Here is a 14,486-nt window from a genome sequence, read left to right as displayed (position 1 = left end):
AGTTGGAAAATTGATAGGCTCCTGCTTTGCGCAATAAAATTGATTACCGTAATACTTTAACCATTATATGCGTTTTTCTACATACAAAGTTTGTATCTTAATTATATCCATTTTTGCGGTAAATCATGCTTTTGCTCAGGTAGACACCACCCCGGTCACATCTGTTGATCCAAGATTACAGGAATTTTTACAAAATACACAGCCAAGAGAATATACTGTGGCAGATGTGAAAATTACCGGCGCCGCCTATCTCGACTCGTCCATCATATTATCTGTTTCAGGTGTGCAGAAAGGGCAGAAATTTGTATACCCCGGCTCTGATATTTTTGCCCGTGCCATCAATAACCTCTGGAAACAGAAGCTCTTTGCTGATGTGGAGGTATACGTTACGCATGTAGATAATGATAAAATAAGCATTGAAATAGCTGTTACGGAAAGGCCCCGTTTGGGCAGTTTTAAATTTGAGGGAGTTAAAAAAACGGAAATCGAAGATCTTACCAAAAAGATCGGGTTGGTAAAACAGTCTATTCTCTCCGAAAATACCCGGCAGAATATCCGGCAGGTAGTAAAAAACTATTTTGAGGAAAAAGGATTTTATGATGTGGAAACCACACTGGAAGAAAAGAAAGACCCTGTTTACCCCAATTCCAATGCTCTTACTATAAAGATCGATAAAGGGAAAAAAGTAAAGATTGATGAGATCAACTTTTTCGGAAACGAAAATGTAGGATCAATGAAATTAAAGAAGCAGATGAAGGGCACAAAGGAAATGACCAAAATGTCACTGTATCCTTCCAGGTATGTGAGCCCCTACGGTCCCAAGCAGGTATACTCCTTTAATGAATATATGAAAGAATGGGGGTTTTTAACAGGGTCCAAGACCCTGAAAGTGCTGGACCCTTATTTCCGGTTCAAATTCTTCAGCTCTTCAAAATTCAACCCCAAGAAATATGAGGAAGACAAAGAGAAAGTGCTGAAATACTTCAATGCCAAAGGATACCGGGATGCACAGATCCTTGCAGATACCCAGGTGATCCAGGACAACAAGATGTATGTAGACATTAAGGTAACCGAGGGGCATAAATATTATTTTGGCAATATTACCTGGAAGGGGAATAAGGAATTTTCTGATACTATATTGAACGGGATACTGAGGATCAATAAAGGGGATACCTATGATGCTTCCATATTAAACAAAAGACTGGGCATTGAGCCCAGCCAGGATCAGTATGATATTACAACTGCCTACAATGATAAAGGATATCTTTTCTTTAATGTAACCCCGGTTGAAACAAAGATCTATAATGACACGATTGATTATGAGATCCGTGTTGTTGAAGGGCCTATAGCCCGGATCAAGAATGTGACGATCATGGGGAATGAGCGCACCAAGGATCATGTTATCCGCAGGGAGCTAAGAACCATTCCGGGAGAACTGTTCAGCAGAACAGACCTGATGCGTTCTATACGTGAGCTGAATACGCTGAATTATTTTGAGCAGGAATCGATCAATCCGCAACCGGTTCCCAACCAGGCCGACGGAACAGTAGATATTAACTGGAAGCTGAAGGAGAAATCTTCAGACCAGTTGGAACTTTCTGCCGGGTGGGGCGGAGGTATTGGCCTTACGGGAACCTTAGGGGTAACCTTTAACAATTTCTCCATACGGAACATCTGGAAAAAGGAAGCCTGGGATCCGTTACCGGTAGGTGATGGTCAAAAATTAAGCCTGCGTGTACAGTCCAACGGAAAAATGTACCGATCCTATAACTTTTCATTTACAGAGCCCTGGCTGGGAGGAAAAAAACGTAATTCGCTGACTATTGCGTATAATAACAGTAAATATCATATGGGCGGATACGATTATTCCACCAACCGGTATATTTTCTCAGACACTTCCTCTCTTACTGTAAACGGCATCAGTGTGGGCCTTGGCAAACAGTTGAAATGGCCGGATGACTGGTTTACGATCAATTATATCCTTTCCTACACCAAATATGATGTACGAAATATGGGACTTAGTTACGGGCTGCCCTTTCAAACCGGTAAATCCAATAACTTCAGCCTGAAGATCGCTTTAAGCCGCAACTCTGTTTCAGATCCTATTTTCCCGCGGAGCGGTAGTGAACTGACCGCCAGTGTTCAGGCAACACCCCCTTATTCCCTGTGGGGCGGAGGATATAAACCCGGAAAGGAATACGAAAATGTGGAATATCATAAATGGCGCTTTGGCGCTACCTGGTATGTTCCGCTGGGCCGCCCGACCGGGGAGGATAAAAACAAACAGTTTGTATTAAAACTAGCTGCCAAGTATGGCTTTATGGGCCGGTATAATAAAAACCTGGGCTATTCGCCGTTTGAACGTTTCCAACTGGGAGATGCGGGCATGAATACCACTTATTCGCTGACCGGTTTTGACATTGTGGCACTGCGGGGCTATCCGATCTTTACCAGTTCTGATCCGCGTGTAAATCCGGACAACGGTACCACCAGCATTATGAGCGATCTGTTCATTATCTTTAACAAGTACCAGGCTGAATTGCGGTATCCGCTGGTTACCAACCCGGGAAGCACGATTTATGGCCTTGCTTTCTTTGAAGCAGCTAACGGGTGGCATGATTATAAAGATTATAATCCGTTCCGTTTACGGCGCAGCGTTGGTTTGGGGATGCGCTTTTACCTGCCCATGTTTGGCTTGCTCGGATTTGACTACGGTATCGGGCTTGACCGTCTGATGCCGGGTCAGGGACTTAAGAATGCGGGCAAGTTCACCTTTATGCTTGGCTTTGAACCGGAGTAAACCTTTTAACGATTTTTTACATCTCTTTAAAGGAGTACACAGATCCGGAGAAGTATCACATATATAATCCCCTGCTGTACAGGGATCTATAAGAGATGCAATCCCCGGAAAAATAAAAAATATACGAATGAAACAACTATTTGCACTGGCTATCGGGTTATTGATCACGGCAGCATCTGTATCTGCCCAAAAATATATTATCATTGATACCCGTTATATTTTTGATAAGCTGCCTGAATACAAACAGGTGCAGGACGCCGTTAATAAAGCGGCTGCAGACTGGCAAAAAGAGATTGATGACAAGCAGGCGATCCTGGATAAAGCATACGATGACTATGATTCCCAGCAGAGTATGTTAAGCGCGGAAGCCCGCAAGAAAAAAGAAGAAGACCTGTTTAACAAAGAAAAGGAATTGCGCGACCTGCAAAAAAAGCGCTTTGGTTTTGAGGGAGATCTGTTTAAAAAAAGACAGGAGCTGATGCAGCCTCTGCAGGAAAAAGTGAACCGGGCTGTCCAAAAACTGGTCATAGATAACGGATACGACCTGGTTCTGGATAAAAGTGAAGGAAAATCTATTATATTTGCCGACCCAAAGCTGGATAAGAGTGATGCGGTGCTGAAAGTTCTGACAGGAAAATAACATAGCGAACTGAACAGGCAACGTTCTTATTCATACGATCATCATAGAAAACAAATAAAATTATAAACAAACAAAAAAGTAAATGAAAAAAATAAAAGTTCTTGCATTGGTAGCAGGTTTTGTTATTACAGGCTTATCGGCTTCAGCCCAAAAGATCGGCTATGCAAATATGAACGGGTTGGTGTACAGCCTTCCGGAAATTAAAGGTATCCAGGAGCAAATGCAGAAATTCCAGCAGGATTCTGTGGGCGGCGAATATACCCGTTTGTATGACGAGTTTAAAACAAAGGACAGCACTTATAAAGATCCGAAAACATCTGCTTCCGTAAAAAGCGCCTTGGAAAAAGATTTAAATGATTTGCAAACTACTTTAGGTAACTGGCAGCAAATTGCAGGCAACGCAATCCAGGGAAAGCAGCAACAGCTGCTGGCGCCCTTATACAATAAAGTGCACCAGGCGCTCACAGCTGTTGCAAAAGAAAAAGGATATACCTATGTCCTGGATCAGGAGGCGTTCTTAATAGCTCCGGATGCAGATAACCTTTCCATTCCGGTGGCACAGAGATTAGGAATTAAGGTAGACCAGAATTCCAATGCACCCGCTGGTGGAGCTGCGGAAAAACCGGCTGCTACCACTCCGGCAAAAACACCCGCCAAGAAATAATAAAAACAGATACTATTCTATAACCAGGGAGCCTTTTTAAAGGCTCCTTTTTTTTGCCTTCCGGTTTTACAGGCGGCAGTTGAAACTACCAAAACGGATTAGTTACCGCACTGCGTTCTTGCTCTCCCTGATATCCGGTAATCCTTACGAAAAGCTTTTAAGTCTGATTAAAATATCACTTCCGTTTATATGTGTCTTCATCAGAACGATCTTTGTACACAAATCGTCAGTCCTGAAGAATGTTTCCTTTATGAATTGATTTCAGCGGCCTGTATCGTTTAATACTTTCGTCTGAACCGTAGGAGGAATCAATATGAAAAGCACCGGCAATGATAACCGCTCACAATTCCAGTTTGGCAGGTGTTTCTTTTTTCCCAAAAAGATGATCTGAGGACCAATCTGCTAATTCCCGTACCACCGGTAACAGATCCAGCGCTTTTTGAGTGGGCAGGTAATGATAAATCAGCTTATTGGTAGTGCTTTGTCTGCGTTGCAATAGTTTTTCTTTTGTAAGTTTTCCCAGGCGGTCTGCAAGGATATTCGTGGCAATTCCTTCCCGCATCTGCGAAATTTCTTTAAAAGTCGTTCGTCGAAATGTAATGATTTCGCGTAGCACAAGCAAAGTCCATTTATCTCCGATTACGTCAAGTGACCGGGCAAGAGGGCAATAAGATCTGTATTTCATCCAACCAAAGATAATGTGAAAATAAATAATTTTATTAATGATAGTCACCCGTTTTATTGTACAGGAAGCTCAATATAGCTTGGCTCGCTGCTGTTACACCGGATAGATTGTGTGGTCTTAATAAAGTCTGATTCCTTTGCCTCAAAAATATTGGGTATGAATTTTTGAGGGTTGCGGTCAATAACCGGGAACCAGGTGCTTTGTACCTGTACCATTACCCTGTGCCCTTTTTTAAAGGTATGATTGATCATGTGCAGGTCTATGGCAATGGTTGCTGCTTTGCCCGGAACCATTGGAACAGGGCTGGAAAAATTTTTGCGGAAACGTCCCCGGAAAACCTCCATGGCTACCGGCAACTGATACTGGCTCATTTCAAGATCTGTGGGGTCTGTATCGGGATATACATCAATCAGCTTTACGATCCAGTCGGCATCGGTACCTGTTGTGGAGACAACCAAATGTGCAATAATCTTTCCGGTAACAGTAAGGTCTTCTGTAAGTGAATCCATTACAAAGCAGGCTACATCCGGCCGGTTATATACAAACCGCTGATCCTCTGCCTGCCAGGTGCGCCACCTGCTTTTGGGGCCGTAAGTGGCCTGTATGGGCAATGCACGGTAAGGAACAGGGTGGGCAGGATCACTGATATATGTTACAGCGCCATTTGCCGCAGCAGGTTTCACAAAAGAAAGGCTTCTGTCGGGTTGCAGGTATAACTTTTTTATAACCGTTTCCTTCGGCGGCCAGGTGGCGTAAGATTTCCATTGGTTGCTACCTGTTTGGAACGCATATACCTCATCAAAATTCCCGTCACCGATCCCTTTAAGATAATAGTTGAACCAGCGCAGTTCCAGGGCCTTGTAAAAATCAGCGGTATTTACTGTAAACGCGATCCGGCCGATGCTGTCAGCCTTTCCTTCCCACTGTCCATGGTACCAGGGTCCCAGCACCAGGTGATTCCATTTTTGGAAATCTGAGCGTTCCATCTGCTCATAGATCAGCTGGGGGCCGGTAATATCTTCCTGGTCGTAATAACCTCCTATATGCAGGGTGGGAACCGCTGCGGTTTTTAAATAACGCAAAGGAGAATCATATTGCCAGAAAGTATCATAATTGGGATGCTTTACAAAATTATTCCAGGTAGGCACTTTGCCTTTAAAATATTTTTCATTTACATTTTTTAAAGAGCCAAGGCGCAGGTACCAGTCATAAAGATCAAATTGTTTGAAAGGAAAATACTGGCTGTTATCCTTTTCTGTTTCCATCCTGTAAGAATATTCAAAACCATAACTTAACCGGAAAGCACCGTTGTGATGAAAATCATCTCCCAGGAAAAGGTCACCCATGGCAGCCTGAGGTGAAACAGCTTTAAGAGCCGGGTGCGGATGCACACTACCTGTTAAGGTAAGAAATCCGGGGTAGGAAATGCCGTGGATGCCCACTTTGCCATTATTGCCTTTTACATTTTTTATCAGCCAGTCAATAGTGTCATAAGTATCGGTGCTTTCATCAATGGTTCCTTTTTGGGCAGGATCATTTACGGGGCGGTGCATCCGGAACTCCCCTTCGCTGTTGTTTTTACCACGAATATCCTGGTACACCAGTATGTACTGCTCCTTCCCATACCGGTTATTGCTTAAATCAATGGTACTGTCATTTGGTAAGGCCCTGCCTGCTCCATAAGGTGTACGCGTCATTAGTATAGGCATCGGACCACTATTGTTAACAGGCTTGCAGATGACGGTATACAGGCGCACGCCATCCCGCATAGGGATCATTTCCCGGGTGACCGTATAAAGAGCAGGGGTTTGCTGTGCCATTGAAAACAGCATAATAAAGAACAAACAGCAGAAAGATGTGATTCTTTTCATGTTGATACGGAATGTGTGATAGAGGGTATTTGTACAACAAGTTACTGCAATCCGGTTTATTTATACCGCAATCCGGAAACTTTTTGACGGGCGGTAACTTCTGCAGGGGTGTTCTCAGGGAAAACCTGTAGAAAAAAATCAGGGTTTTAAACGATTGACCGGATCAGAAATGCATAGTAGCTTTATGCTGTTTTATTTCAATACTTTTAAAAATGAGGATCATGGTCTATAAGGTGTTTTTTCTGATCCTATTATGTATAGGATTGACCCCATCAGGATATGCTCAAAACTTTTATAAGGTTATGCGGAATCAAAAGGCAAATATCCAGGCTGCTTACAGGAAAGGCCGTTTAACAGAAAAGGAATATTATAAGCTGATGGAAGAGCAGGAGTCGATCCGGTATGCTATTGGAAAATACAATCTTGATGGTTACTTATCCTGCGATGAAAAAAATAAGATAGCTGCCAAACAGCAACGTGCAGCAAACCGGCTGAGAAAATACCAGGTGAACGGGGAACGGTATTAAGATTCTATGACCCGGGAAAATATTTTTAGATATTTATGCGTTTGCCCTCTACACTGATACCGGTTTCAGTCCGGTTATGGATTTATGAAGTAAATTTATACGCAAAAGCATAAATACCAGTAAATTTGGTAAGAACTATTGAATACTGGATTATGTTTGAAAATCTGATACCAAAGGAAGAAGTTGAAACTTATCATATTGTCCCTGCAGATGAAGACCGGAGCGATTATTGGAAGCAACATTTGAATTACGCGGTACGCCTGGGGAATGAGTTTAAAAGTAAAACTACCATTACCTTCAATACAACAGCTGGCCCCAGATCTGTGGAAACTACTGTTTGGTCGCTTACGGAAAATCATATTTCGCTAAAAGGAGGAGTGCTGCTTCCGCTCAACAGCATCCTGAACGTGCATTTTTAAGCGGTACTGCCCCCGGCTATTACATAAGTCTGCAGAATATTTAACTACAGACCTGTTCTCCGTACGTACCGGCACACCGCCCGAAAGGATGGCATTCTGGCGGAAATGAGCGCCGAAGAAAGCGACGCGGATCAATACAACGCAGCAGATTTCTTTCAAAATAGAAACAGATCGCCTTTGGCGCTTATTCACGTATTTGCGCCATTATAAAACCGGCAGTATTGAATATTCTATTTTATTCATTAAGGCTTGGAATAAACTGTGCGCTCATTTCTGTTTGCTGTTGCTGAATTCAGCATTCATTCAGTTTTATTCCTGAATTTTGCAGCACATGAAAGTGTTGATCATAGAAGATGAAGCTTCTTTAAGTAAAAGCATTGCTACTTACCTGCGGCAGGAAAGCTATTCTGTTGAAACGGCGTCTACTTATGCGGATGCGCTTCAAAAAGTGGATCAGTTTGACTACGACTGTATATTGCTGGATATTATGCTTCCGGACGGGAGCGGTCTGAAGATATTAAGGACATTGAAGCAGGATAAGCGCATAGATGGGATCATTATTATTTCAGCCAAGGATTCGATCGATGATAAAATTGCAGGGTTGCAATCAGGCGCAGACGATTACCTTGCCAAGCCATTCTACCTGCCGGAGCTAAGCGCCCGTATTGCAGCGGTGATCCGGCGCAGACGGTTTGATGGAAACAATGAGCTGGCATTGAACGAAATCAGAGTAGATACTGCATCCCGTATGGTTCGGGTAAATGATACGGCAATAGATCTTACAAAGAAGGAGTTTGACCTGCTGATCTATTTTATAGTGAATAAGAACCGGGTTCTTTCGAAAACGGCTATTGCAGAACATCTGTCCGGGGCAGACGCTGACCTGTATGATAACTTTGATTTTATTTACGCACATATCAAAAACCTGAAAAAGAAGATGGCCGCTGCCGGTGCAGCTGATTACCTGAAATCTGTGTATGGTATGGGCTATAAATTTGAAGTAACTTGAAACTGATCCGCTACATAGTAATCCGGTACAGTCTTTACACTATACTGCTGGCCCTGCTTTTGGTGCCGTTATTTTATTTACTGGTGCAGCATATCATGATCGATAACCTGGATGAGGCGTTGATCTTTGAAAAAAACTGGATCAATAAAAAGCTGCAGACCGGTTCGCTGAAAGATTTCACTTCTTATAATAATAGCACCACCATTACACCCGCAACGGCACAACCCGCGCGGGATTCTTTTTACAGTAAGAATATCTTTATTCCGGATGATCAGGAATGGGTGAAGCATCGCATACTGGAAGCAGTGTTGCACATCAACGGACAATACTATCATGTGCAGATTGAGAAATCAATGCTGGAGGGGGAGGATCTTGTAAAAAGCACTTTGCTTTTACAGCTGGGATTTATATTTTTCCTGCTGATCGGAGTGTTTATGATCAACCGGAAATTATCAAAAAACATCTTTCATCCTTTTAAGGATACGCTCAATAAATTATCGCTTTACCGTGTAGATAACCACCGGGTACCGGAATTTACGGATACCAGGATCATCGAGTTTCAGCAATTGAACCGGTCACTGGAGTTGCTGCTGCACCGGAATGCCACTTTGTATAAGGCACAAAAAGAATTTACGGAAAATGCATCACATGAGCTGCAAACGCCCCTCGCCGTTATTCAGAGCAAGCTGGACCTGCTGCTGCAAACCCCGGTCAGCCGGGAACAGGCAGGGCTTATAGAAGAACTGACAAACGGGATAAGAAAGCTGCAAAAGCTGAACCGTTCTTTATTACTGCTTACTAAAATTGAAAATAATCAGTTTCCTGAAACAGAACAGATCTTGCTTGCCAGAATCATTGAATATAATAAAGAGCAGTTTTCCGGAAGGATGAAGGAAAAAAAGCTCCGCCTGATTGTGCAGGATATTACTACTGTTGCCGTAAAAGCCAACAGTTCTCTTATAGAGATACTGGTGAGCAATTTGTTTTCAAATGCTTTAAGGCATACACCGCACGGCGGCACCATAACCGTATCGCTTTTCAATAATGAGCTTTCCATCAGCAATACCGCAGCAGGAGCTGCGCTGGATCCGGCCTGTATTTTTCACCGCTTTAACAAGCAATCGGCCGATTCAAAGAGCATGGGCCTGGGGTTGCAGATCTGTAAAAAAATAGCAGAGCTTTACGACTATCAGCTAAACTATACCTTTAAAGATGGGCAGCACTGCTTTACCGTGCTGTTTTCCTGAGAAGCGCCTGTTTAATTTTTGTTAAGAACACTTTTTGCTTTGTAGAATTCCATTTTTCTACAAAATCGGGCAGCAATTTACAGCACCCCGGTTTTTATCCGGTACTCCTAATTTTTTCAGATGCGAACAATTATTTTGGCCGCTTTAGACAAAAGCAGGATTAAAGGTTGAACATGCAGCAATGTAAAAGCAGCAAAAGGGTTGTGCGGTTCCTTTTTTTAATGATCGCCTGTTTCATTACATCGTTTTTGTATGCGCAATTAAAGATCAGTTTTCAGTTTAAAAATGTAATAACAAGGGAGCCTGTTAATAATGTTACCGTATCCGTAAACGGAGCACCGGTGGCTGCTGCGGATAGCATGGGAATGATTTCCGTTTTGTTGCCCGCCGGGCACAGAAGTTTTTCTTTCTCAGCTGTTGGATATGAAAATGCAGCATTGTCGGCAGTAATTAAAAGCGATACAATATTCATAGTTGAATTAAAAAGCAGGAATAAGGAAATGGAGGAGGTAGTAGTGGTTGCAACAACAAGAAATGATCAGTCTGTTGAAAATGCACCTATCAAAGTAGAGGTATTGGGGAAGGAAGAAATGGAGGAGGAAAACACGATCCGCCCGGCAAATATCGCCAGTATACTGGGTGATGTGAGCGGTGTGCAGATACAACAGACCAGCGCCGTTTCCGGAAATTCAGGTGTCCGCATCCAGGGGCTTGACGGCAGGTATACCCAAATACTGCGTGACGGGATGCCCTTGTATGACGGCTTTAGCGGAAGCTTTGGAATATTAACCATTCCTCCTTTGGATCTGCAGCAGATTGAATTGGTAAAAGGATCTGCATCTACATTGTATGGCGGGGGAGCGATCGGAGGGTTGGTGAACATGATCTCAAAGCGGCCGGCAACAGCACAGGAAAGTATAGTAACGCTGAACCAGACTTCCCTGCAGGAAAGTGATGCAAATCTTTTTTTATCAAAACGGTATAAAAATACCGGATATACTTTCTTTGGTGGCTATACACATCAAAACCCGGTAGATGTAAACAAAGACGGCTTTTCTGATGTGCCCCGTTTAAACAGTTCCACTATACACCCCAGACTGTTTTTCTATCCAAAAAACACAATCGTCATCGTAGGGTATAGCGGAAGTTTTCATAATTCAAAAGGCGGGGATATGCGGGTGCTGGAAGATCATGCGGACGCAACGCATCAGTATTTTGAACAGAACAATACCATGCGCCATACGGGGGAGCTGGTGGTAGAACATCTTTTGGGCAGCAGGAAGCATCTGTATTTCAAGAATACGTTCAGCGATTTTACCAATGACTATTCAGATGCACAACTTAGCTATAAAGGAAACCAGCTAAGCTATTACAGTGAATTGTCAACGCTGATCTCTTATGGAAATAAGAATAGTTTTGTTGCGGGTGTCAATGTGACTGGAGACCGGTTCCGGGCTACACACCAGAATGTATTTATTCCTGTTGCTTCTTTAAGTAATAACACAGTAGGAATATTTGCCCAGAATACCTGGGTTATAAAAGGGAATACAACACTGGAAGCAGGACTTCGTGATGATATCCACCGGCAATACGGTAATTTCTTTTTGCCAAGGGTTGCATTCTTTAACCGGTTTAATAAACATTGGGCAGCGCGTGCAGGTGTCGGCTGGGGCTATAAAGTGCCCAATCCCTTTGCACCCTGGTATATGGATGATGCACCAGATAAGATAGCTGCACTGCCGGAGAATATTACCCCGGAGCGATCCATTGGCTATAATGCAGAAGTGAATTATAAAAAAGAATGGGATAAGGGGAATACAGTTTTTATTAACCAGGCATTTTTCCTCACCCAAATTATGGACCCTGTGTATGGTACTATAGATGCGGCCGGCAATCTTTACTATCAAAATGGTAGCAAAGAAGTGATAAGCCGTGGTTTTGATACCTACATAAAAGCAACCGTGCAGCATTGGGAGCTATATGCCGGCTATACTTACACAGTGGTAACCAGGAATTATCTTTCCGGTAATCCGTTTATGCCTTTAACACCCCGCAACCGGGCGGCGTTTACCATTGCCCGCGACTTTGATGAAGCGGGTCTCCTGGCCGGCATTGAGGGTTCCTATAACGGAAACCAGAAGCGACTGGATGGCTCTGATACGCCGGACTACCTGTTTATGGCAGTAATGGTGCAAAAGCGTCTGGACAGTCATGTAAGCCTGGTGCTGAATTGTGAGAACCTGCTCAACTACCGGCAGGGCAAGGTGGAATCATTGTATACAGGGCCTGTTACAGATCCGCAGTTCCAACCCTTATGGGCGCCAATTGACGGGCGCGTAGTAAACCTCTCTCTTCGTTTAAAATTATAAAATGAAAATACTGGCTGGCATTTTCTTTTTTCTCTCCTGTAGTGCCCGTTTACTGGCACAACAACAAGATTCCACGGCAATAATAAAGGATTCATTACCGGCAAAAGCGTTTACTGGCATTCATCCGGATGAGCTACCTTCTTCCGGCAGCAGGATACTGCCAAAAAATTTTATACTGCCTGCGGCGCTCATTACAATCGGAGCATTGGGCGATGGAACGCACATCTTTAACGGGTTGAATAAGACCACAAAAGATGAAATTGTTGAAGATCACCCGAATTTTAGTACCCATATTGATAATGTGATGCAGTATGCACCTGCTGCTGTTGTTTTCGGGTTGCAGGCATTGGGTATGAAAGGCAGGAACTCTGTGCCCCGGGAAGCGCTGCTTTATGCCATGGCCCTGGGAATTAACGGGGCATTTGTCTCGCCGTTGAAGCATCTTACAAGAGAAGAGCGGCCAGACGGCAGTAATCATTATTCTTTCCCGTCGGGGCATACGTCAACAGCTTTTGCTTCAGCAGAATTCTTAAGGAGGGAATATAAGGATGTTTCCCCCTGGTATGGTGTGGGCGGCTATGCAGTAGCTGCTGCAACAGGCATACTGCGGATGTATAACAACAGGCACTGGCTGGGCGATGTAGTGGCGGGCGCGGGTTTCGGAATTGCCTCCACCAACCTTTCCTACCTCATCTTTAACCAGTTCCATATGGGTAATAAAAGGAATAAAGAGCATAAAACCATCTATTGCTATCCCCGGGTGGCAGATGGAACCTATGGACTGGGCATGATCAAAATCTTTTAGATGGGGCTGATCCAAAAGGCTTCCTGATTGTTATATTGAGTTTTATAATTTACGTTGCAAAATCAATGAGGCGATGACAAAATGCGCTTATAGTCATCCTGAACTTGTTTCAGGATCTATGTGAATCATGTATAGATGCTGAAACAAGTTCGGCATGACGAAAGCATAATTGATTTCCAGTACATATTTCATCTGTCATTGACAGCCTGACGAAATATAGACAATCAAGAAGTTAGCCGTCGACAAGCCCGTCTGAGCAGGGTATCCACGCTGGCTCAGGCTAATATACTTTTTGATCAGTCCCGCTTCCAATAAAGAAGCGCCCGGTTTTTCATTTATTTCAATAATTTCACAGTATGGCACTGGGAAGAAAACGCAATGCAGGCATCCCTGTTGATAATACAGGGCTCAATACATCTGTTACATCAAAATTTGCGCGCTTTATCAATAAAGACGGATCGGCAAATGTGATCAACAGGGCGGGCTCCGTTTTTGACAAATACAGCATTTATAATTTCCTGATCAACTTAAGCGGCTGGAAATTTGCCTTACTGGTGCTTGGTTTCTATACGATCATTAATTTTTTGTTTGCCAGTGTTTATTATTTTTTCTGTATCCCCCATTTAAAAGGCCTGGAAGCGGGCAGTCCCCTGGAAACATTTGAGGAAGCCTATTTCTTTTCCTCCCAAACCTTAACCACCGTAGGGTATGGCCGTATAAGCCCTGTAGGCTTTATTACCAATACCATTGCCTCTATTGAAGCCCTTGTGGGGATATTGACACTGGCCATTATTACCGGCCTGCTTTACGGGCGTTTTGTAAAGCCAAGAGCCTATATCCGTTTCAGCCGGCATGCGGTTATTGGCCCGTTCAAAGGTGGTAAAGCAATCATGTTCCGTCTGGCGCCTATAAAAAATGCAATGTTAAGCGAAGTGTCCATACAGGTAACTGCAAGCATGCTGGTCAATGAGAACGGGCATTCCGGTTACCGGTATTATTCCCTGCCGTTACAGTTTAATACCATCAACTCCCTGCATATTTCCTGGACGGTTGTGCATCCGATCAATGAGGAAAGCCCTGTCTACAATATGACCTTACAGGAGCTGCAGGAAGCCGATTTTGAAATGATGATCTACCTGAAGGCGTTTGATGAAGATTTTTCCAATACGGTCATTGCCCGCACCAGCTATACATATGACGAGTTGATAAACGGTGCCAGGTTTGTGCCTGTATATTATGAGTCTCCCGAAGGAAAGGGTACCATTGTAGAATTGTCAAAGCTGCACGATTATCAGCATCATCCTGAATCCGCGATCTGAAGTCGTTGAGGCATCGCTGTTTTAATAACTTATGGTATTGCCGGCTTTTCTTTACCTTTACGGACCTCCGGTGCTGATGCTGCAGGCATCGCTGCCGTTCATTTTTCCGGAACAGGAAGAAGCGTTTTTCA

Annotated in this window: 12 protein-coding genes; 10 read left to right on the top strand and 2 right to left on the bottom strand. The window is 43.5% G+C overall.

What is annotated here, in order from left to right; translation table 11 throughout:
* Nucleotides 1-67: 67 nt before the first annotated feature.
* The 3 genes from A8C56_RS18270 to A8C56_RS18260 all read left to right on the top strand — a co-directional run bounded on the left by A8C56_RS18270 (nt 68) and on the right by A8C56_RS18260 (nt 4,104).
* Entirely contained in the window at nt 68-2,800 is a 2,733-nt protein-coding gene (locus A8C56_RS18270; RefSeq protein WP_067759255.1) for a BamA/OMP85 family outer membrane protein, read from the top strand.
* 127 nt (nt 2,801-2,927) lie between these two features.
* Nucleotides 2,928-3,440: an OmpH family outer membrane protein gene (locus tag A8C56_RS18265; RefSeq protein ID WP_067759252.1), complete on the top strand. Its 513-nt coding sequence runs from the start codon at nt 2,928-2,930 to the stop codon at nt 3,438-3,440.
* A gap of 82 nt (nt 3,441-3,522) precedes the next feature.
* Complete coding sequence (locus A8C56_RS18260) at nt 3,523-4,104, top strand: OmpH family outer membrane protein (RefSeq protein ID WP_067759250.1); 582 nt, start codon at nt 3,523-3,525, stop codon at nt 4,102-4,104.
* A 340-nt stretch (nt 4,105-4,444) separates the two neighbouring features.
* On the opposite strand, the gene A8C56_RS23970 is transcribed toward A8C56_RS18260, so the two are convergent.
* Nucleotides 4,445-4,789, bottom strand: a complete 345-nt coding sequence (locus tag A8C56_RS23970; protein WP_071609375.1) for a winged helix-turn-helix transcriptional regulator — start codon at nt 4,787-4,789, stop codon at nt 4,445-4,447.
* Between the two features lie 53 nt (nt 4,790-4,842).
* Nucleotides 4,843-6,609, bottom strand: a complete 1,767-nt coding sequence (locus tag A8C56_RS18250) for a CocE/NonD family hydrolase (protein ID WP_169818797.1) — start codon at nt 6,607-6,609, stop codon at nt 4,843-4,845.
* Nucleotides 6,610-6,962: 353 nt separating this feature from the next.
* On the opposite strand from A8C56_RS18250, the gene A8C56_RS18245 reads away from it, so the two are divergent.
* From A8C56_RS18245 to A8C56_RS18215, 7 genes are all read left to right on the top strand, one after another.
* On the top strand, nt 6,963-7,187 hold the full coding sequence (locus A8C56_RS18245) for a hypothetical protein (RefSeq protein WP_067759244.1): 225 nt from the start codon (nt 6,963-6,965) through the stop codon (nt 7,185-7,187).
* 152 nt (nt 7,188-7,339) lie between these two features.
* Nucleotides 7,340-7,606 carry a hypothetical protein gene (locus A8C56_RS18240; RefSeq protein WP_084490273.1) on the top strand — a complete coding sequence of 89 codons (267 nt, stop codon included), beginning with the start codon at nt 7,340-7,342 and terminating at the stop codon, nt 7,604-7,606.
* A 331-nt stretch (nt 7,607-7,937) separates the two neighbouring features.
* Entirely contained in the window at nt 7,938-8,615 is a 678-nt protein-coding gene (locus A8C56_RS18235; RefSeq protein ID WP_067759242.1) for a response regulator transcription factor, read from the top strand.
* The gene (locus A8C56_RS18230; RefSeq protein WP_067759240.1) at nt 8,612-9,862 is read left to right on the top strand and encodes a sensor histidine kinase; all 1,251 of its coding nucleotides are present in this window, start codon (nt 8,612-8,614) and stop codon (nt 9,860-9,862) included. Before A8C56_RS18235 ends, A8C56_RS18230 begins: the two co-directional genes overlap by 4 nt.
* A 173-nt stretch (nt 9,863-10,035) precedes the next feature.
* The gene (locus A8C56_RS18225) at nt 10,036-12,231 is read left to right on the top strand and encodes a TonB-dependent receptor (RefSeq protein WP_067759238.1); all 2,196 of its coding nucleotides are present in this window, start codon (nt 10,036-10,038) and stop codon (nt 12,229-12,231) included.
* A gap of 1 nt (nt 12,232) precedes the next feature.
* Nucleotides 12,233-13,036, top strand: a complete 804-nt coding sequence (locus A8C56_RS18220) for a phosphatase PAP2 family protein (RefSeq protein WP_067759236.1) — start codon at nt 12,233-12,235, stop codon at nt 13,034-13,036.
* A gap of 356 nt (nt 13,037-13,392) precedes the next feature.
* Nucleotides 13,393-14,355: an ion channel gene (locus A8C56_RS18215; RefSeq protein WP_067759234.1), complete on the top strand. Its 963-nt coding sequence runs from the start codon at nt 13,393-13,395 to the stop codon at nt 14,353-14,355.
* Nucleotides 14,356-14,486: the final 131 nt, after the last annotated feature.

The organism is Niabella ginsenosidivorans, assembly GCF_001654455.1.
Classification (GTDB): Bacteria; Bacteroidota; Bacteroidia; order Chitinophagales; family Chitinophagaceae; genus Niabella; species Niabella ginsenosidivorans.
The sequence above is the reverse complement of the archived record's forward strand: the minus strand, read 5'-3'. Positions and strand labels throughout refer to the sequence as shown.

Excerpts from the sequence above, each read along its gene's own strand:
- A8C56_RS18220 (WP_067759236.1), top strand. The coding sequence starts at position 12,233 with ATGAAAATACTGGCTGGCATTTTCTTTTTTCTCTCCTGTAGTGCCCGT.
- A8C56_RS18245 (WP_067759244.1), top strand. The coding sequence starts at position 6,963 with ATGCGGAATCAAAAGGCAAATATCCAGGCTGCTTACAGGAAAGGCCGT.
- A8C56_RS23970 (WP_071609375.1), bottom strand. The coding sequence starts at position 4,789 with ATGAAATACAGATCTTATTGCCCTCTTGCCCGGTCACTTGACGTAATC.
- A8C56_RS18250 (WP_169818797.1), bottom strand. The coding sequence starts at position 6,609 with ATGGCACAGCAAACCCCTGCTCTTTATACGGTCACCCGGGAAATGATC.
- A8C56_RS18265 (WP_067759252.1), top strand. The coding sequence starts at position 2,928 with ATGAAACAACTATTTGCACTGGCTATCGGGTTATTGATCACGGCAGCA.
- A8C56_RS18270 (WP_067759255.1), top strand. The coding sequence starts at position 68 with ATGCGTTTTTCTACATACAAAGTTTGTATCTTAATTATATCCATTTTT.
- A8C56_RS18215 (WP_067759234.1), top strand. The coding sequence starts at position 13,393 with ATGGCACTGGGAAGAAAACGCAATGCAGGCATCCCTGTTGATAATACA.
- A8C56_RS18260 (WP_067759250.1), top strand. The coding sequence starts at position 3,523 with ATGAAAAAAATAAAAGTTCTTGCATTGGTAGCAGGTTTTGTTATTACA.
- A8C56_RS18235 (WP_067759242.1), top strand. The coding sequence starts at position 7,938 with ATGAAAGTGTTGATCATAGAAGATGAAGCTTCTTTAAGTAAAAGCATT.
- A8C56_RS18225 (WP_067759238.1), top strand. The coding sequence starts at position 10,036 with ATGCAGCAATGTAAAAGCAGCAAAAGGGTTGTGCGGTTCCTTTTTTTA.
- A8C56_RS18240 (WP_084490273.1), top strand. The coding sequence starts at position 7,340 with ATGTTTGAAAATCTGATACCAAAGGAAGAAGTTGAAACTTATCATATT.